We start from the raw sequence: 17,865 nt of genomic DNA on the forward strand, positions 1-17,865 counted from the left end.
CCGGGCGCGAGCCCTGGGACTCGCGCAGGGGCGGTGGCGCCCTTCTCTCGAAGCGTCAAAGGGGATCAATGAGCAGTCCATCCAGCACTGTTACGGACAGTGCGCCCCGAGAGCTGTCCAGAATATCGACCGGCAGCGCCGGGCTGGACGACATCCTGGGTGGCGGCTTCGACGCCAACCGGATGTATCTCTACGAGGGGCAGCCCGGCACGGGCAAGACCACCATCGCGCTTCAGTTCCTGCTGAGGGGGGTGCGGGACGGAGAGCGCGTGCTCTATATTTCGCTGTCCGAAACCAAGCGCGAGCTGGACGTCGTGGCGCAGCGGCACGGCTGGACGCTGGACGGCATCGACATCTTCGAACTGGTTCCGCCGGAGACGACGCTCGATCCGGAGCGCGAGCTCACGGTGTTTCATCCCGCCGAAATGGAGCTGAGCGAGACGACCGGCCTGATCTTCAGGGAAGTCGAGCGGGTCAATCCCAACCGCGTCGTGCTCGACAGCCTGTCCGAACTGCGCCTGCTTGCCCAGAACCCGCTTCGTTACAGGCGCCAGGTGCTGGCCCTGAAACATTTTTTCACCAACCGCAATTGCACAGTGGTCCTGCTCGACGATCTTTCGTCATCTCAGGACGATTTGCAGCTCCATTCCATTGCGCACGGCGTGGTGATGCTCGAACAGGTCGCGATCGATTACGGCGCCGAGCGGCGCCGGCTCCGCGTGATCAAGATGCGCGGCATCCGGTTTCGCGGCGGGTTTCACGATTTCACGATCGAGCGAGGCGGCCTGCAGATATTCCCCCGCCTGGTGGCGGCCGAACATCACAAGACCTTCGTCGGCGACTTCACCCCGAGCGGCAACGCCGAGCTCGACCAGCTCCTGGGAGGCGGCCTCGAGCGCGGCACCAATGCGCTGCTCATCGGCGCCGCCGGCGTGGGCAAATCATCGGTTGCGCTCACCTACGCGATCGCGGCGGCCGAACGTGGCGAGCACGCGGTGTTCTTCGCGTTCGATGAAGGCCGCGGCACGGTCGAAGCGCGCGCCCGGACACTTGGCCTGCACCTGCAAGAACACGTCGATTCGGGGCTTGTCCGGTTTCAGCAGATCGATCCCGCCGAGCTGTCGCCGGGTGAGTTCGCCGCAAACGTGCGAAAGAGCGTCGAGGCCGACAATGCCCGTCTCGTCATCATCGACAGTCTGAACGGCTATCTGGCCGCGATGCCCGACGAGCGATTTCTCATCCTGCAGATGCACGAACTCTTGAGCTACCTGGGGCAGCAGGGTGTGCTGACCATCCTGGTCCTCGCCCAGCATGGCCTCGTCGGTCCGATGGATACGCCTCTCGACATCAGCTATCTCAGCGATTCCGTGGTCATGCTGCGCTATTTCGAGGTCGGCGGAACGGTGCGGCGCGCTCTGTCTGTCGTCAAGAAGCGCAGCGGCCGACACGAGCATACCATCCGGGAATTTCGGCTTAGCAGCGCCGGCATCACGCTCGGCCCGCCCCTGAGGGAGTTCAGCGGCATCTTTTCCGGCAATCCGCATTATACCGGGGCACCTAAGCCCGAAGGGTCGGTTGAATGAGCGTTGAGCGAGATCACCATGTTCTCGTCTTTGCTCCGATCGGGCGCGACGGACTTGCCTCCGCCGAGCTGTTCCGGAGTTCGCACCTGGAAGCGACCAGCTGCCGCAGTCTGCCCGAACTCGTCAGCGAGATGGCAGCCGGCGTCGGCGCCGTTTTCGTTGCCGAGGAAGCTCTGTTCGGGAAAGACACCTCGCCGCTGGCACAATGGATCGAGAGCCAACCGCCCTGGTCCGACCTGCCCTTCGTCGTCCTGACCAGCCATCGCGAGCAGCCGGCCGTCCTTGCCTGGCGCCGCAGCATTGTCGCGCTTCTCCGTAACGTCTCGCTGCTCGAGCGGCCGGTTCAGCCAATGACGCTGACCAGCGCCGTTCAATCGGCACTGCGCGCGCGGCGGCGCCAATACGAAATCCGGGCTCTGTTCGCGGCGCGCGAACAGGCGGCTCAGGAGCTCGAGACGCTGGTGGTCGAGCGCACGCGGGCCCTTGCGGAAGCCGTCGAGCAATTGCGCGTCGAGATGGACGAGCGTGCCCGGGTCGAGGAGACGCTTCGGCAAGCCCAGAAGATCGAAGCCATCGGACAGCTGACCGGCGGGGTGGCGCACGACTTCAACAATCTGCTGATGGTGATCTCCGGCGGCCTCGACATGCTCGACCGCCAGACCGATCCGGACCGTCGCCGCCGGCTCATGGACGGGATGGTCCAGGCCGCCCAGCGCGGGGCCAGCCTGACCAGGCAGCTTCTCGCGTTCTCCCGCCGGCAGACGCTCCGGCCGGAGCCCGTCGACGTCGCCTCGCAGATGGGCGGCATGCGCGAACTGCTCGATCGAAGCCTGAGAGGCGACGTCCATGTCGAGTTCGATTTTCCGGACACGCTCTGGCCGGTGGAGGTCGATCCCGGCGAGCTCGAACTCGTGATCCTCAACCTCGCCGTCAACGCCCGCGACGCCATGCCCAATGGCGGCACGATTCTCGTGCGCGGGGAAAATCTGCCCGATCTGAATGACGAGCAGATCGCCGGAGACTATGTGCGCCTGTCCGTCGTCGATACCGGTGTCGGCATGAGTCCGGAGATCCTGTCACGCGTTTTCGAACCATTCTTCACGACCAAGGAGGTCGGAAAGGGCTCGGGGCTCGGGCTCGCCCAGGTCCATGGATTCGCGACGCAGTCGCGGGGGACGGTCCGCATTCGATCGGAAGTCGGCCGAGGCTCCAGCATCGAACTCTATTTGCCGCGATCGCTCAGCACTCCTTCCAGGGAGCGACACCTGATCGATCTCAACATGGTGCGGCCGAAGAAGAGCAATCATGGCCGCATCCTTCTGGTCGAAGACGATGACGAGGTTGCCGCGCTGGTGAGCGAGATGCTGGGCCAGCTCGGTTACGAGGTCACGCACGCGGCGAGTGGCGCGGCCGCGCTCGGTGCCCTGGCCGACGGCCGCGCCGTCGACCTCGTCTTTTCCGATGTCATGATGCCCGGTGGCATGAATGGGGTCGAGCTGGCGCGGGAGATCAAGAGAAGGCGAAGCGACATACCCGTGCTTCTGACCAGCGGATACTCCGAAGCCGCAGTTCACGACGCCGAATTGGCGGGTCTGCAGATTCTGCCGAAACCCTACCATATCGACGAGCTGGCCGCGGCGCTCAGCGCGGCAAAGGCAGAACCCGGGCGCGACATGGAGTCCAAGCGGTCCAGCCGCTGCTGACGCGTGCGGTGTCGCATCGCGAAAGCGATCGACGACCGGCCGCCAAAGCGGCTATCAGTCTCCATGGACCGCTTCAGCACCGACAGATTGACCGCCGAGAGGCTTCGCGAAGACCACCTCGACGACCTCGTCACGCTGCATCTCGATGCCGAGGTGTCCCGCTATCTCGGCGGCGTGCGTGCACCCGAGGTCACCAAGACCTATCTCGCGACCAACATGGCGCATTGGGACCAGCACGGTTTTGGGCTGTGGGTGCTGCGAACGAAGGACGGCGCCTTCGCCGGGCGAGCGGGCATCCGGCACATCCTCGTGGACGAAATCGACGAGATCGAGATTGCCTACGCATTCAAGCGCGAGTTCTGGGGCCGCGGATTTGCGAGCGAGGTCGCAATCGCGCTGACGGACATTGGGCTGTCGCACCACGAACTGCCGTCTCTCATCGGCCTTGTCTATGTCAGCAACGGCGCATCCCGCCGCGTGCTGGAGAAGGCCAATTACATCCTCGAGAAGAGTACGACGCGTCATGGCAATGATGTCGTGATTTACCGCGCTCGGCGGTGAGATGCGTCTCGCAGGATGGGTAGAGCGAAGCGAAACCCATCCTTGCTTCCGGGCGCGTTGAAGCGTGATGGGTTTCGCTGTGCTCTCCCCGTCCTACGGGCTATCGCAAAGCCGCTTTAGGCTCCGCCGGTGCGGAGCCGGACAACCGACTGCGGCAACGAAGCGAGAAACAGCACAACGCACACACACAGCAGGACGATGTCCTTGAACAGGAACTCGCCGGCCAGATTCCACGCCATCGGATCGGTTGACAGGCTCCATGTGACGACGCCCGGCGTCGTGAAGAAGAACGACCACGTGATCGCGAAGGTCATCATGCCCATGAACGAACCCAGCGCCGACAAGACCGGACTGAAGCTGCCGGCCACGAGCAGCGCCGCGATCACGAATTCGGCGACACCGAGAACATAGGCCTCTCCCCTCAGGCCGAATACCGACAGCCAGGAGATGAACGGGCTGTGGCTGATGAACTGGGCGATACCCTGTGCGGATTGCAGTGTGAATTTCTGCATTCCAAACGATACGAATATGACCACCATGACCCAGCGCAGAATGGCGAGCGGACGATAAGAGCCTCCACCATTCTCCGCGACGTTGAATCCCATCATGCGACGATTTCTCCCCGGATTGCGCATCCATCTATTGGCGAACGAAGCGTCCGCTACGGGCTATTCGGAGGGGAGCGTCCGTCGTTACATCCGCGGCGGGGTTCCACGATCACAGCTGCGTGCAATGCGCGTGTCCGCGCCACGGTCGAGACTCGCGCATTTCGGATCGACAGGCTCTAGCCGTCGCCGCAATTGCGATGACAGTGCATTCAATTGATGCGCACGGGGTCTCCTGCTTCGAGTTAAGTGCACTGTCACCGGCTACCCGGGTGCCGGGCCGACAAGGCCTGACCGGCAGGTAAGGCCCGCAGATGACGAAAGCAGACAAGGCGGTTTATGCGGCCGTTGAGTTTTCTAGTCCTCGCGGCGAGCGAGAACTCTGTCAGCAGATCCGCACATTCACGGACAAATCAGTACGGGAGTTTTCGCCTGTGCCAGCACCTTGTTTGTCACGCTACCGATGAGAAGCATGGAGAGTCCGCTGCGGCCATGGGATGACATCACGATGAGATCGCAACCTTTATTCTCGGCTGCTGCGATGATGGCTTGATGGGGTTGCCCGTTCTCCACTTGAATCGGTTCGCAGGAAACGCCGGCCTCCTTGGCCGCATTTGCCGCGCGATCCAACGCGCTCGTGGCCTGTTCCTTGCGCAGCTCGGCATATGTTGCGACTGCTTCACGGAACCGCCCTGTCATTTCTGAAAACGGCTCCACAACGAAGATTAGAGATACCTTGGCTCCAAGGGATTTCGCCAGCGCCAACCCATGCGCCACTCCGTGCTCCGCTAGCTCCGACCCATCTGTCGGAATGAGAATATGCCGGTACATGCTTCACCTCCCGCCTGTCTGGACGTATCGCTGCCTTCCGAATGTAAGCTGGGCCCGCGTTTCGGATGCGGTCTTGAGATAGATCAATCTCTCGACCCAGCTCGTACGATGGATAGAGCGGAGCGAAACCCATCAACACGCCTGGATGGAACGATGGGTCTCGCTGCGCTCTACCCATCGTACAGGCCGCGAGCTACCGCTCGCCCGGCCACATCGCCATGGCCGCCTTCGCTACGCCTCTCAACTCCTCAGGCGTCGCGTCGTCCTTGGCCTGGATCGCCATGCCTTCGAAGACGCTGAGGTAGAACCGGCTCAGCGCATCGATGTCGGTTGCGGCAGGCAGTTCGCCGCTCGCGACCGCAGCCTCCAGCCGCCCGCGCAAATTGCCAAGCATGTCGAGCCGGACCTTCTTGATCTCGCGGGCAATGGTGGCCGGCCATTCGTCGCTGACGGCGCCCAGCACGGCCATGCAGCCGGCCGGCGCTCTCCGGGATTTCGGCAGGGTCTCGGCCGCCCCGATCAGCAGATTCTCGATGCCGGCGCGCGCGGTCGCGCCTTCCGCAAGCCGGTCCCAGACCGGCTGGCCCTGGGTCTCGACGTAATGCTCGATCGCGGCAAGGTAGAGTGCCTCCTTGCTTTCGAAGGCCGCATAGAGGCTGGGCGAGCTGACGCCCATGGCGTGGCAGAGGTCGTGCATCGAGGCTGCCGCAAAGCCCTTGCGCCAAAACAGCAGCATGGCGGCCTCCAACGCCGCGTCGCGATCAAATTCCCGTGGCCGACCTGCCATCGCCCGTCTTTCTGTAATGATCAACACATAATTCACTTGACCGCGGCAATCAAGACTCCACATATTCTGTGTCGATCATTACAGAATTGGAGAGATCACATGACACTGGCAGGAAAACGGGCCCTGGTGACGGGCGCAAGCAGGGGTATCGGTGCGGCCATCGCGAAGGCGCTCGCCGCGGAAGGCGCCGATGTCGCGATTACTTACGAGAAGTCGGCGGAGATCGCCGCCAAGGTCGTGGACGCGATCAAGGCGACGGGCCGGAAAGCCGTAGCGATCCAGGCCGACAGCGCCGATGTCGCTGCCGTTCAGGCTTCGGTCGACAAGACCGTCAAGGAGCTGGGCGGGCTCGACATCCTGGTCAACAATGCCGGCATTCTGCGATTGGGCGGCCTCAACGACATCTCGCTCGCCGACATCGACGCGATGCTGAACGTCAACGTGCGTTCGCCGATCGCCGCGAGCAAGGCGGCGCTGCCGCACCTTGGCAAGGGCGGCCGCATCATCACCATCGGCAGCTATTTCGCGGACCGCGTGCCCTCGCCGGCGCTCGGCGTGTACGCGGCGTCGAAGTCGGCGCTAACCGCATTCACGAAGGCGCTGGCGCGGGAGCTTGGCCCGAGGGACGTCACGGTCAACCTCGTGGCACCGGGCTCGATCGACACCGACATGAATCCGGCGCACGGCCCGACCGCCGAGACATTGAAGCAGTTCATGGCGCTCGGCCGGTACGGCGCGACGGATGACATCGCGAACGCGGTGGCGTTCCTGGCGAGCGCGAAGGCAAAATACATCACCGGCTCGACCTTGACCGTCGACGGCGGCGCGAACGCGTAGACATTCCGGCGCTTGGTGTTCGTCCAACAGGAGGTCGAGAAGCTGGCGATGACTGCGATGGCAAAATAAGATGATGTTCGCGATCATCATGGCGGGCGGCCGATGCCTCGGCCGCCCCGCGAGCGTTAGATGGAGCGTGTCGCGTGCTTCGTCCCTCGTCCAGCTTCGAGCATGACAGCACGACTGTCACTTTGGCTTGAACGTCAAAATGCCGTTTGCACTCATCGTTCGTACCCGTCATTGTTTCGCAACGCCGCCCGGATGTTGAGCGGGTTCCGGTGATCAAACGGGAGGCCTTGCCATGCAAGACGTCGAGAAGCGTGTCATTGGCAAGGTTATGTGGCGGCTTATACCGTTCCTGATCGTCTGCTATTTCGTGGCCTATCTTGACCGCGTCAATGTCGGCTTTGCCAAGCTGCACATGAACCAGGCGCTGGGTTTAAGTGAAGCAGCGTTCGGACTGGGCGCGGGCTTGTTCTTCGTCGGGTATTTCCTGTTTGAAGTCCCCTCCAACATCTTCCTGGAACGAGTCGGCGCGCGCGTCTGGATCGCCCGCATCATGATTACGTGGGGAATCGTCTCGGCGGCCTTCGCATTCATCCCATCGATATCGGCAGCAACGGGACTACCGACAACGGGCGTCTTCTACTCTCTTCGTTTGCTGCTCGGCGCCTGCGAGGCGGGATTCTTTCCAGGCATCATCTTCTATCTGACCCTGTGGTTCCCGGCGGTTTACCGGGCTCGGGTCATCAGCCTGTTCATGCTGGCGATCCCGATTTCGTCCATCATCGGATCGCCCATCTCCGGGCTTCTGCTCGGCGTGACCGGTTGGGGATTGGAAGGCTGGCAGTGGCTGTTCATTCTCGAGGCGCTGCCCTCGGTCGTGGTAGGCATCTGCGTCCTGCTCTATCTGACCGATTTTCCGCGCCAGGCCCGCTGGCTGCAACAAGACGAGATTGCCTGGCTGGAAGACGTGCAGGCCACCGAGAAGCGGAACAAGGAGAAGGTCGAACACCTGTCATTGGGGCAGGCGCTCACCGATTACCGCATTTTGTTGTGCGCTCTGGTGTACTTCTGCCTGAATGCTGCAAGTTATGGCGTGGCGTTCTTCCTGCCAACCATCATCAAGGGTTTTGGCGTCAGCGATACCCAGACCGGCCTGCTCGCAGCGCTGCCCTTTATTTTCGGGGCCGCGGGCATGGTGCTGCTTGGTCGTCATTCCGATCGGACCATGGAACGAAAGGGTCACGTCGCCGCGGCACTGTTGATGGCAGCGGTGGGGATCGGAGTGGCAGGTCTCGTTTCCAACTCCGTCCTTGTCATGGCATTGCTTTGCTTCGCACAGATCGGCGTCTCCGCGGTCCCCCCGATGTTTTGGCCGCTGCCGGCGAGCTTTCTAACGGGAGCATCGGCTGCCGCCGGCATCGCCGCGATCAACTCGCTTGGAAATCTTTCCGGTTTCGCCGGTCCTTACGCAATGGGCTACCTGAAGGATTTAACCGGCAGTTTTACCGCAGGTCTTCTGTTGCTGGCGGGTTGCGCGCTGGTGGGCGCAGTCGTAGTCGTGCTGCTACGCATCGATGCAAGGCGCGAGCAAGTGTCCGGCGAAATCGCGATGGCGCACTAGACGCGGGTGATCGTCGCTACCTGAAATAACCGAGCACGAGATCGATATCCGCGCTGCCCGCCACGGTGCCGTTGAGTTCGGCGTCGATGACGCGGCGGCAGGCCGCGATCGCGGCGTGATCGCCGAGATCGTTGGCGGCTTCGAGCACGAGCCAGGCGGCGTCGACGGAAGCCTTCTCGGGAGCCGAACCGCCGGCATCGACGGGCAGGCTCTTGTTCTTGCGAATTGCGGTGCCGAATTGAGGCAACATTGCAAATACTCCCCTCTCGCTCAGTGCACCTGGAGTTCGGGCTGACGGCCCGTATCGGCACCCGCGCCGGTCTTGCGCGACTGGTAGAACTTCAGAATGCTGCGCGACGTCTCGATCTTGAGCTTGCCGAACTCGCGCTCGCTGTCATGGAGCTCGCGCGCCGTGATCAGATGATCCTTGGCGCCGAGGAACAGCAGCGACATGGTCGTGTCCCACGAGAAGTCGAGCGCCTTGCACAGCACCAGAAGTATCTCGCGATTGCGGTCCATCATCGCGCGCTCGATCACGTCGACCGGAAGCGACGACAACAGCGACAGGCCGATCTGCACCTCGTCGAAACGGTGCTGGCGCGCATAGTTCGAGATCGAGTCCTGGTTGAGGTTGCCCTGGCGGTACTGCGTCGTCACCACGCGCTTGGCGACGAAATAGCTGCGCGAGGACGGACCGAACTTGGACTGGAGATCGCCGGTGACGTCGGTCACCGAGCTCTGGATCTGCGACATCATTTCGGGCCGCTCGCTCGCGAGGCGGCGGCGGACGTCTTCCGACGCCTTGGAAATGAGCTGCTGGAAGATGTGGCGCGGGACGTCCTTGCGCAGGCCGAGCTGCTCGGCGAGGATCGAGTCACCCTCGGCGCGCCGGACCATGTGCAGCAGGCCCGAGCCGGAGAAGCGCGCGCCCTCGTTTTTGGCGACGGAGGTCACGACCTCCTGGTCGCCGCGCTTGACCAGCACGTCGGTGACGGCTTCGCCGATCGACCTGCGCTGGGCGATCGCAAGCAGATGCGCCTGGCCCTTGGTCATGGCGCTCTCGACCAGCATCTTCTCGTCGATACGGCTGGAGTCGCGCAGCACCGGACCGGCCACGTCGATCTCGTCGTCGAGGGCGAGCTTTTCGATGACATTGAGCGGAGCGTGGTCGCAGGCCGACATCAGCTCGGAGAGCTGCGCCCGCGCGGCGACCTCGATCTCGTCGGCGAGCCGCCCGATGACCTCGCCGAACATGCTGATCTCGTCGTCGCTGTAGCGGCCGGTGATCAGGATGTCGGTCGCATGCCACAACGCCTTCGCCCGGCTCTCGTCGGTGCCGCGCGCGATCGCGTCGTCCAGATCCTGCAGAAGCGATTTCGCCCCGTTCATCTCGTTACCCCAGTTCTTGGTTAGCCATCCTGCTTGTGCTGGCAGGACGCCGAATTCCTCTGGGAACCGACACTAGAGATCAAACGCGAGAATCCAGTAAAGTCGGCAGATCAGTTTTGCCGAGCAAAATTCGTTAAAATGCGCGGGAATGGGTTTACCGGCGGGCAAGGGCCAGCGCTTGCCGAACAGGCTGCCGCGTTCACGGATTCGACGGCGTCAGCACCAGCGGTGGCTTCGGCTTGGGTTTTGCGGGCGGCGGGCCCGGCGCCGGCCTCACCTCGATCGGCGGTGGCAGCGGGGCGATCTGCTGGCTCGCGAGCGGCGGGCTTGTGAGTGGAGGACTTGGCGCTGCAGGGGCGGCCAGCGGCGCCTTCGGCGTCGGCGCGGCCTTTGGCTTCGGCGGCGCGCGGCGCGGATCGCGGCCGGGCAACGGCACGTCGGTCAGCGACGGCTCGGGCACCGGATCGGGCGAGACCAGCGTCGGCAGCGCCGCAGTCGCCGGCGGCGGCTCGCCACGCTCGATCGCGTCCAGCCGGCGCGTCTCGCGATCGATCGTGCGCACCGCGAGCCAGGACGACAGCGGCGCGAGATCGACGGTGCGGTTGAGCCTGTCGGGGGGACCCGCCGCGAACAACTGGATCTCCGGCGGCGCGCCCGAAAGTCCGGTCATGATCGGCGTCAGGCTGGCGCGGATGTCGGCCTGGTCGGCGGGAATATCGTAGCCGCCGGAGACGATGGCCCGCGCGTTCTTGGCTTCCAGCGGTGTCGCGCCGACGCGCAGGCGCCCGTCGCGGATCGTGAACGGGATCTGCGCCGAGGCGACCGCGATCGGACCTGCCAACAGCGCGGGTTCGACGAGCTGCCGCAGCCTGTTGTCGTCGGCAACCTGGCCGCCGTCGCTGGCGCGGATGGCGATCTCGAAGGCGCGCGGATTGAGGCCGCTGATTTCCGCGGCCTCGAGCGTCACCGTGCCATTGCCGGCGAGCGCACCGGTCAACGCCGCAACGCTGCGGCCCTGGCTGGTCAGGGCCATCTGCACCGAGGCGCGTCCCTTGGGCAATGCGAGATCGCGGTAGCGCAGCGCCGCCGCATCGACATTGCGCAGCTCGATACGTGCATTCAGCGCAACGCCATTGGCGCCATTGCGCGCGTCGAAACTCGCCGACATCTCACCGCCGCCGACACCGCCCTTGAGCGCGTCGAGCGCGAGCGACTGGCCATCGCTCCGGATCGTGCCGCCGACCGGGCGCAGCTCGATGCCGTCAGGCAACGTGCCGCGCAAGGCCTGGAAGGCGATGCGGCCGCGCCAGCCGCCGAGCAGCCCCGCACTCAGGGGATCACCGGCATCATGTCCGGCGGCGCCGATGGCCATTGCGAACGCGGGCGCAAGATCGAGCGCGTCGAGGCCGATTTCACCATCGACGCTCTTCTCCTGATCGAGCGTCACCGCGAGATGCCCGCGCAGATGCGAGCCGGCCGCACTGCTGTCGAGATCGTCGAAGGTCAGGCGGTTGCCGGAGAGGCCGACGCGCGAGGACAGGTTGACGCTCTGCACTGACTTGTCCGCCGGGCTGGTCCCGAACAGCGGCGCCAGATTGGCATTGCGCACGCGCAAATTCACGCTGGCCTTCGGCTGGAACGAATTGGGGTCCGACAATTCGATGCTGCCTTGCGCATCCGCATCCAGCCCGCCGCCACTGAGCTTTGCGTTCAATTGCAACGGCCGGCGCCAGGCGCCGCTCAACCGGCCCTCGAACTGCGAAGGGCCCTCGCCCACGGCGGCGACGCGATCGAGGCCCAGCAGCGCCAGCAATGCGCCGGCCTTCGGCGTCGAAATTTTCGAGTCCAGCGTGAAGTCGCTGTTGCGCAAGCGGTCGATGTCGATGCCGTTGACCGCCGCGACCGGCGTCTGCCCGGCCAGCGTCGCGGTAGCCTTGAGCTGCGGCGCATCGAGATCGAGCACGGCGCGCGCGTCGTTGCGATCGGCATGGTCGGCGTTCTTGTCGAGGCTGAGGTCGAGCTTCAGCCGCGTCGCGCCGGGCAATGACGGGATGGCGTCGAACCGTGCGCGCACCGAAGGCGCGATCGGCTCGAGCAGCGCGGTGAGCTCGCGCAGCGAATTGGCCGAGGATTTCAGCGCGAGCTTGCCGGTGGCATGAACGCGGTCGAAGCTGCCGCTCGCTTCGGTGGTCACGCCGCTCGCCTGACCAAACCGCAACTGCTCCAGCGACAGCGCCGCGGGGCCGTAGCCGAGTTTCGCCGTGAACGGTCGCAGCTCCTGTCCGGCCGACATCGCGCGGCCGACATCGAGCGCGAGCCTGGCTTCCTCCGGCCATTCGCCCTGCGGCCCCGCGAGCGCGCGCACGAAGCTTGCGGCGGCATCGAGGTCGAGACGGTCGGCCTTGAGCTCGGCGTCGATCCGCGAGCCCTTGCTCGCGCCGGTCTGGACGAAGGCGATGCGGCCCTCCACCGCGCCGCCCTCGATCTCGGCCTTCAGCCTGTCGACGGCGAGATGGTTGGCTGCGATGGTCACGTCGCCGGCAAGGCGCAGCGGCCGCGTGCTGCGACGGTTGATCTCGCTGCGGCCCTGGAGCCAGGCCACCAGCGTATCGGGGTCGGACGACTCGACGCTGAGCCGGCCGCTAAAGCTGTCGGCGCCAGGCGTTGCGCCGTTGAGCGAGAGCTGCGTCATGCCGGGCGCGCGCAGCTCGAGCCGCTGGAAAGTCCAGGACCTTCCGTCGGTCTGAAGCTCCGCCGTGATGTTCTGGAGCGGACGCCCGCCCAGCATGATCTGGTCGGAGTTGAACTCGATCTGCGCCGGTATCGGCGCCTGCGGGATCGCCGCAAGGCCCGCGCGCAGGGCCGGCAGGACGCGCTGCGGCTCGGCATCGTCCTTGCCCGCCAGCTTGTCGGCATCGACCTGGCGCGCCGACAGCACCGCGCGCAGCAGCGGCGAGGCGCCGAACCTGACATCGCCGACACCACCAAACTTGAGCGCATTGTCCTCGGCGCCGAAGCTCGCGTCGATCTGCTCGAATTTGGCGCCGGCCGGATCGGCCTTGAGCTTTGCCGTGAGCTTCCAGGGTGTCGGCCCCGCCGTGCCCGCCTTCTTGACAGGGGGCACAGCGAGCGTCAGTGCGCCGTCGAATTTCGGCAGGCGGTTGTCGAAGGCGAGCACGCCTTCGAGATCGGCCAAGATCGCGCGCTCGCCGGGATCGATGTTGAGGTGGAGACGGGTGGCGCTGCCGTCGGCGCTCGGGCCGGAGGAGACGCGGAACGGATAGCGCACCCCGGTGGCGGTGAAACTGCCGTCGCCGCGGACCGAGCCGGCCAGCGAGCGCACGTCGCCCGAAAAGGTGATGTCGTTCAATTCCAGCGTCGAGCGGCTGGCGGCATCGTGCAGGGCGATGCGGCCGGTGAGGTTCAGCCGTTCGATCGCAAGCGAGGCCAGATTGAAGGTGCCGCTCGCGGTGGACGGCAAATCGACCCGGCCCTTGGCATCCAGGCCGAGATCCACCGCCATGCCGTTGACGGTCAGCTCGGTGGCGCGCCATTCGCCGCGCATCAGCGAGCTCAGGCTGAACTCGACGTCGAGCTTGTCGGCGCGCAGGCGGCCGAGATCGTTGTTGCCGCCGAAGGTCACCGAGCGCAGCCGCAGCGTCGGCGCCGGCAGCAGCCGTGCATCCAGCTCGCCCGCCACCCGCACCGGCACGCCCATGATCGTGCCCGCCTCCGCCTCGAACTGGGGCCTGAACTGGTTCCAGTCGATGAAGTAAGGCCCGATCAGCGCGGTCAGCAGCGCAATGATGAAGGCAATCGCCAATCCGAGCAGCGTCGTCTGCACGGGTCTCCCCTCGGCCAAATCGGCCCGGGCCGAACCTGAGGGCCTCAGGCGCGCCGGAACAGCCCCTTATATAAGGGGAAGTGTGGCGAAGTCACAGCGACTGTTGCGCGCGGAGGTTAACGCTGGCGGCCGTCACCAGCTCGCCGGCAGGCGTTTCAGGCCGCGCAGCACGAACGTCGGGCGCCATTCCGGGTTCTCGACGTCGTCGATGCGCAGATCCGGCAGCCGCCGCAACAGCGTCGCGATGGCGATTTCGGCCTCGATGCGCGCCAATTGGGCGCCCAGGCAGAAATGGATGCCGCCGCCGAACGACAGCGGCTTGACGTTGGGCCTGGTGACGTCGAGCCTGTCGGGGCGATCAGGGTAGACCGCCGGATCGCGGTTGGCCGAGCCGAGCAGGCACAGCACGGTCTCGCCCTTTGGGATGCTCTTGCCGCCGAGATCCGCGATGTCCTCCAGCGCCACGCGTCCGGTCATCTGCACCGAGGAATCGTAGCGCAAGAATTCCTCGATCGCGTTGACCATCAACTCGGGCCGCGCCTTCAGGAGCGCGAGCTGATCCGGATTGCGGTGCAGCGCGAGCAGGCCGTTTCCGATCAGATTGACGGTGGTCTCGTGGCCGGCGCCGAACAGCAGGATGATGTTGGCGGTCAATTCCTCGTTGGTGAGCTTGTGGCCGTCTTCCTCGGCCTGCACCAGCTGGGTGGTGAGATCGTCGCCGGGATTGCGGCGGCGCAGCTCGAACAGCTGCTGGAAATACATCTGCGCCATCATGTTGCCGGCGTTGCCCTTCGCGATCTCTTCCGGCGTGAGGGGCACGGGGTCAAGCAGCCGCCCGCCATCGCGCGAGCTGTTGTAGAAGGTCTCGCGATGATCCTCGGGGATTCCGAGCATGTCGCAGATGATGGTGACCGGCAGGCGGAAGGCGAAATCCTCGATCAGGTCCATGTGGCCGCGCTCGATCACCGCATCGATGGCCTGGTCGACGATCGCCTGGATCCGCGGCCGCATGTCCTCGACGCGACGGGCGGTGAAGGCCTTCACGACGAGGCCGCGCAGGCGGGTGTGGTCGGGCGGATCGGATTGCAGCATCCAGTGGCTCATGCTGCGGAACACCGGCTCGTCCATGATGGCAGGGCTATAGCGGCGCTTGGAGCGCTCGACAAAATCCTTGCCGAAGCGCTTGTCGCGCATCACGAGGCTGACATCGGCGTGGCGGCTGGTGACGAACTGGCCGAACGGCGTCACATGGATCGGCTCGATCGTGCGCAGCCGGTCATAGTGCGGATAGGGATCGCGGATGAAGTCCGGCGACAGCGGGTTGAACAGCGGTCCGCCTGCGGGTTGCACTTGCTCGTTCATGGTGACCTCAATCGGTTGCCGCATGACACGAATACGCCGGCAGCCCCTTGCGCGCGCGGCGTAACCATCCCCAAGATTATAAACTCGATACATTGTTGTATCGAGTTGCATTCTGCCCTAACCTGCGCCGATGTCAAGGCTGAGAACCAGGCCGACCAGGGACCACACACGCGACAAACTGTTCGAGGCGGCCGCGCGCGTGTTCGAGGCGGACGGCATCGGCGGCGCCAGCATCGAGGCGATCGCGGCCGCCGCGGGCTTCACCCGCGGCGCGTTCTATTCCAACTTCAAGAGCAAGGACGAATTGATCATCGCCATGCTCGAGGATCACGTCGAGCAGTCGATCCGGCGCAACCTCGACATCCTCGCGCAGCACGACAATCTCGACGATTTCATCGCGGCGCTGAAGACGATGGATCGCAGCCGGCAAGACCCGCTCGGCCGCTCGCCCCTTCTGCACATGGAGATGATCCTGTTCGTCGCGCGCGCCGAGAAGCGCCGCCCGGAGCTTGCCAAGCGGCTGCGCGCGCGCCGCAAGCTGGTCGCCGACATCGTCGAGGCCACGTTGAAGAGCAACGGCAGGAACGACACGCTGAATCCGCCGTGGATGGCCTCCGTCGTGCTGGCGCTGGAAGACGGCTTTCGCCTGCACCGCCTGATCGATCCGGAGACAACGCCGGCCGACAGTTTTCTGCGCGCGATCACGGATTTGAGGCGCAGGACCGGATTGTCGTCGAACTAGCCTGGATCGCCGATATCAGGTCCACGACCGGACCGTCATCCGACCGGCGTTGAATTCTCCGACAACTCGCCGCCCGCCCCAATCGTGCGTTTTTGAAAACGTGCGCCTGATTGCAGCAGGATCGGACAAGGCATTGCCGCTTCGGGAAATACGCCGGGCCTCCGCGCCGCTAACCGGCTAGGCGCCGAGCGATTGGCGCAGGCGCGTGGGTTAGCAGCAATCTCTCGACAGGGACGGCAATCGCTCTGGCGCAGCCGACGATCCGATTGGCTAAACATCGCAACGTCACATCATGGGGACGGAGACAAACGATGGACAGGAAACGGCTTGCAATCGCGCCACGGCGGAAGGCCGTCTCGACGGCGCTCATGTACGGGCTTTCACTGACCGTGCGTTTCACCTCGCCGACGGCCGATGAGGCGCCGCCACAGATCGCACAAGACGCCAAGGTCTCGACGTCGATCCTGATCGATCGGGGCTGGACCAACAAACCTGCGCTGCCGGTCGCCCTGCGCGGCTGGCCATCGGGCCCGCGAAGCTGCCGCGCAGGATGTGAAGGCCCTGCGCTGCTGTCCTCGCTGCCGAACTGCACCGCGCCGTAAAGGCCCGGCGGTCTCCGTCTCACCTCTTCGCGTCATCATCGCTCGCAACAGGCTCTGCTCGCATCGAGCGGCGGCGATGGCGCGCGTTTCGAACCAACAACCCCAGAACCAAATCCAGGAGTGAACCACATGCGACTGCTCATCATTGGCGCCGGCTTCGCCGGCATGTACGCCGCCCTCTCCGCCGCCCGCCTGCGCGACATTCAGGGGGTCTCACCGGAAGAGCTCGAGATCGCGCTCATCGCACCGGAGCCGACGCTGGTGGTCCGCCCTCGGCTCTATGAGCCGAAGCCGGAAACCCTGACGGCGCCGCTGCTCGGTGTCCTCAAGGCGATCGACGTCGACTACATCCAGGGGAGCGCCGAGACCGTCAACACCGAGGCGCTGACGGTTCAGATCTCGACTCCCAAAGGCACCCGCAAGACCCTGTCCTACGACCGCCTGGTGATCGCCACCGGCAGCCGCCTCTTCCGACCCAACATTCCCGGCCTCGCCGAGCACGGCTTCAGCGTCGACTCGCTCGACGACGCGGTTGCTCTCGACAAGCATCTGCATGGCCTCGCCGACCGGCCGGCCGTCAATGGACGCGACACGGTCGTGGTCGCCGGCGGCGGCTTCACCGGCATCGAGGCGGCGACCGAGCTGCCCGCACGCCTGCGCGCCATCTTCGGACAAAACGCCAGGACGCGCGTGATCATCGTCGAGCGTAACGGCGCAATCGCTCCCGACATGGGCGAAGGCTCCCGCCCGGTCATCGAGCAGGCGCTGCGCAAGCTCGGCGTGGAGACAAGGCTCGGCACCGGCGTTGCCTCGCTCGACAAATCCGGCGTGACGCTGTCGACCGGCGAACACATCGAAACCGAGACGGTGGTCTGGGCAGCCGGCATTCGCGCCGCGCCCCTGACAGCGCAGATTCCCGCCGAGCGCGACAATTTCGGCCGGCTGCTGGTGGACCGCGATCTGCGCGTGCCCGGCATCGCCGGCGTCTTCGCCACCGGCGATGCCGCGCGGGCCGCATGCGACGACGAGGGCAATTACGCGCTGATGTCGTGCCAGCACGCCACGCGGATGGGCGCCTTTGCCGGCAACAACGCGGCCGCCGAACTCCTGCGCGTCCCGACCAGGCCGTATCACCAGAAGGCCTACGTCACGTGCCTTGATCTCGGCGAAGCCGGCGCGCTGTTCACGCGCGGCTGGGAGCGCAAGGTCGAGATGGTCGGCGACGTCGCCAAGAAGACCAAGCAGGAGATCAACACGGTCTGGATCTACCCGCCCCGTGCCGAGCGTGCCGCAGCGCTCGCGTCGGCCGATCCGGAGCGTGTGACGAGCCTCTAGAAGCACGAAACGATCACGGCCGCACCTCCCTGGCTGCGCGGCCTGCTCAACCAAGAC

Annotated in this window: 15 protein-coding genes; 8 read left to right on the forward strand and 7 right to left on the reverse strand. The window is 65.0% G+C overall.

Annotated elements, in window-relative coordinates:
• The first annotated feature begins 68 nt into the window (after positions 1 to 68).
• The 3 genes from AB7245_RS34620 (at position 69) to AB7245_RS34630 (ending at position 3,847) form a co-directional block, all read left to right on the forward strand.
• Positions 69 to 1,583 carry an ATPase domain-containing protein gene (locus AB7245_RS34620; protein WP_063981606.1) on the forward strand — a complete coding sequence of 505 codons (1,515 nt, stop codon included), beginning with the start codon at positions 69 to 71 and terminating at the stop codon, positions 1,581 to 1,583.
• Positions 1,580 to 3,286: an ATP-binding protein gene (locus AB7245_RS34625; RefSeq protein WP_063981605.1), complete on the forward strand. Its 1,707-nt coding sequence runs from the start codon at positions 1,580 to 1,582 to the stop codon at positions 3,284 to 3,286. The genes AB7245_RS34620 and AB7245_RS34625 overlap by 4 nt, the downstream gene beginning before the upstream one ends.
• A 63-nt stretch (positions 3,287 to 3,349) precedes the next feature.
• Positions 3,350 to 3,847 (forward strand): GNAT family N-acetyltransferase, encoded by a 498-nt coding sequence (locus AB7245_RS34630; protein WP_283017496.1) that lies wholly within the window; start codon positions 3,350 to 3,352, stop codon positions 3,845 to 3,847.
• 116 nt (positions 3,848 to 3,963) lie between these two features.
• Here the strand turns inward: AB7245_RS34630 and AB7245_RS34635 are convergent, their stop codons facing one another.
• The 3 genes from AB7245_RS34635 to AB7245_RS34645 all read right to left on the reverse strand — a co-directional run bounded on the left by AB7245_RS34635 (position 3,964) and on the right by AB7245_RS34645 (position 6,019).
• Complete coding sequence (locus AB7245_RS34635) at positions 3,964 to 4,455, reverse strand: YkgB family protein (RefSeq protein WP_084794996.1); 492 nt, start codon at positions 4,453 to 4,455, stop codon at positions 3,964 to 3,966.
• 399 nt (positions 4,456 to 4,854) lie between these two features.
• Positions 4,855 to 5,283 (reverse strand): universal stress protein, encoded by a 429-nt coding sequence (locus tag AB7245_RS34640; protein WP_063981602.1) that lies wholly within the window; start codon positions 5,281 to 5,283, stop codon positions 4,855 to 4,857.
• A 193-nt stretch (positions 5,284 to 5,476) separates the two neighbouring features.
• Positions 5,477 to 6,019: a TetR/AcrR family transcriptional regulator gene (locus tag AB7245_RS34645; RefSeq protein WP_244623078.1), complete on the reverse strand. Its 543-nt coding sequence runs from the start codon at positions 6,017 to 6,019 to the stop codon at positions 5,477 to 5,479.
• A gap of 150 nt (positions 6,020 to 6,169) precedes the next feature.
• Here AB7245_RS34645 and AB7245_RS34650 point away from each other — a divergent pair, with 150 nt between their 5' ends.
• The gene (locus AB7245_RS34650; RefSeq protein WP_085399741.1) at positions 6,170 to 6,907 is read left to right on the forward strand and encodes a 3-oxoacyl-ACP reductase family protein; all 738 of its coding nucleotides are present in this window, start codon (positions 6,170 to 6,172) and stop codon (positions 6,905 to 6,907) included.
• Positions 6,908 to 7,208: 301 nt separating this feature from the next.
• The gene (locus tag AB7245_RS34655; RefSeq protein WP_085399742.1) at positions 7,209 to 8,534 is read left to right on the forward strand and encodes an MFS transporter; all 1,326 of its coding nucleotides are present in this window, start codon (positions 7,209 to 7,211) and stop codon (positions 8,532 to 8,534) included.
• A gap of 16 nt (positions 8,535 to 8,550) precedes the next feature.
• Here the strand turns inward: AB7245_RS34655 and AB7245_RS34660 are convergent, their stop codons facing one another.
• From AB7245_RS34660 to AB7245_RS34675, 4 genes are all read right to left on the reverse strand, one after another.
• Positions 8,551 to 8,784 (reverse strand): hypothetical protein, encoded by a 234-nt coding sequence (locus AB7245_RS34660; RefSeq protein ID WP_063981598.1) that lies wholly within the window; start codon positions 8,782 to 8,784, stop codon positions 8,551 to 8,553.
• A gap of 20 nt (positions 8,785 to 8,804) precedes the next feature.
• Complete coding sequence (locus AB7245_RS34665) at positions 8,805 to 9,923, reverse strand: DUF2336 domain-containing protein (protein ID WP_085399743.1); 1,119 nt, start codon at positions 9,921 to 9,923, stop codon at positions 8,805 to 8,807.
• Between the two features lie 199 nt (positions 9,924 to 10,122).
• Positions 10,123 to 13,767 carry an AsmA family protein gene (locus AB7245_RS34670; RefSeq protein ID WP_135214119.1) on the reverse strand — a complete coding sequence of 1,215 codons (3,645 nt, stop codon included), beginning with the start codon at positions 13,765 to 13,767 and terminating at the stop codon, positions 10,123 to 10,125.
• Positions 13,768 to 13,899: 132 nt separating this feature from the next.
• A complete protein-coding gene (locus tag AB7245_RS34675) occupies positions 13,900 to 15,129 on the reverse strand; it encodes a cytochrome P450 (protein WP_085399745.1) in 1,230 nt (409 codons plus the stop codon).
• A gap of 130 nt (positions 15,130 to 15,259) precedes the next feature.
• Between AB7245_RS34675 and AB7245_RS34680 the strand changes: the two genes are divergently transcribed.
• From AB7245_RS34680 to AB7245_RS34690, 3 genes are all read left to right on the forward strand, one after another.
• Entirely contained in the window at positions 15,260 to 15,871 is a 612-nt protein-coding gene (locus tag AB7245_RS34680) for a TetR/AcrR family transcriptional regulator (RefSeq protein ID WP_085399746.1), read from the forward strand.
• 311 nt (positions 15,872 to 16,182) lie between these two features.
• Entirely contained in the window at positions 16,183 to 16,473 is a 291-nt protein-coding gene (locus AB7245_RS34685; protein WP_071910478.1) for a hypothetical protein, read from the forward strand.
• A 129-nt stretch (positions 16,474 to 16,602) separates the two neighbouring features.
• Complete coding sequence (locus tag AB7245_RS34690; RefSeq protein WP_135214118.1) at positions 16,603 to 17,808, forward strand: NAD(P)/FAD-dependent oxidoreductase; 1,206 nt, start codon at positions 16,603 to 16,605, stop codon at positions 17,806 to 17,808.
• The last annotated feature ends 57 nt before the right edge of the window (positions 17,809 to 17,865 follow it).

The sequence above is a fragment of the Bradyrhizobium sp. 604_D8_N2_3 genome, from assembly GCF_051810765.1.
Taxonomy (GTDB): domain Bacteria; phylum Pseudomonadota; class Alphaproteobacteria; order Rhizobiales; family Xanthobacteraceae; genus Bradyrhizobium; species Bradyrhizobium barranii.

What these genes read in the sequence shown, in the direction of transcription:
- AB7245_RS34620 (WP_063981606.1), top strand. Translation starts at nt 69, where the DNA reads ATGAGCAGTCCATCCAGCACTGTTACGGACAGTGCGCCCCGAGAGCTG.
- AB7245_RS34625 (WP_063981605.1), top strand. Translation starts at nt 1,580, where the DNA reads ATGAGCGTTGAGCGAGATCACCATGTTCTCGTCTTTGCTCCGATCGGG.
- AB7245_RS34630 (WP_283017496.1), top strand. Translation starts at nt 3,350, where the DNA reads ATGGACCGCTTCAGCACCGACAGATTGACCGCCGAGAGGCTTCGCGAA.
- AB7245_RS34635 (WP_084794996.1), bottom strand. Translation starts at nt 4,455, where the DNA reads ATGATGGGATTCAACGTCGCGGAGAATGGTGGAGGCTCTTATCGTCCG.
- AB7245_RS34640 (WP_063981602.1), bottom strand. Translation starts at nt 5,283, where the DNA reads ATGTACCGGCATATTCTCATTCCGACAGATGGGTCGGAGCTAGCGGAG.
- AB7245_RS34645 (WP_244623078.1), bottom strand. Translation starts at nt 6,019, where the DNA reads ATGCTGCTGTTTTGGCGCAAGGGCTTTGCGGCAGCCTCGATGCACGAC.
- AB7245_RS34650 (WP_085399741.1), top strand. Translation starts at nt 6,170, where the DNA reads ATGACACTGGCAGGAAAACGGGCCCTGGTGACGGGCGCAAGCAGGGGT.
- AB7245_RS34655 (WP_085399742.1), top strand. Translation starts at nt 7,209, where the DNA reads ATGCAAGACGTCGAGAAGCGTGTCATTGGCAAGGTTATGTGGCGGCTT.
- AB7245_RS34660 (WP_063981598.1), bottom strand. Translation starts at nt 8,784, where the DNA reads ATGTTGCCTCAATTCGGCACCGCAATTCGCAAGAACAAGAGCCTGCCC.
- AB7245_RS34665 (WP_085399743.1), bottom strand. Translation starts at nt 9,923, where the DNA reads ATGAACGGGGCGAAATCGCTTCTGCAGGATCTGGACGACGCGATCGCG.
- AB7245_RS34675 (WP_085399745.1), bottom strand. Translation starts at nt 15,129, where the DNA reads ATGAACGAGCAAGTGCAACCCGCAGGCGGACCGCTGTTCAACCCGCTG.
- AB7245_RS34680 (WP_085399746.1), top strand. Translation starts at nt 15,260, where the DNA reads ATGTCAAGGCTGAGAACCAGGCCGACCAGGGACCACACACGCGACAAA.
- AB7245_RS34685 (WP_071910478.1), top strand. Translation starts at nt 16,183, where the DNA reads ATGGACAGGAAACGGCTTGCAATCGCGCCACGGCGGAAGGCCGTCTCG.
- AB7245_RS34690 (WP_135214118.1), top strand. Translation starts at nt 16,603, where the DNA reads ATGCGACTGCTCATCATTGGCGCCGGCTTCGCCGGCATGTACGCCGCC.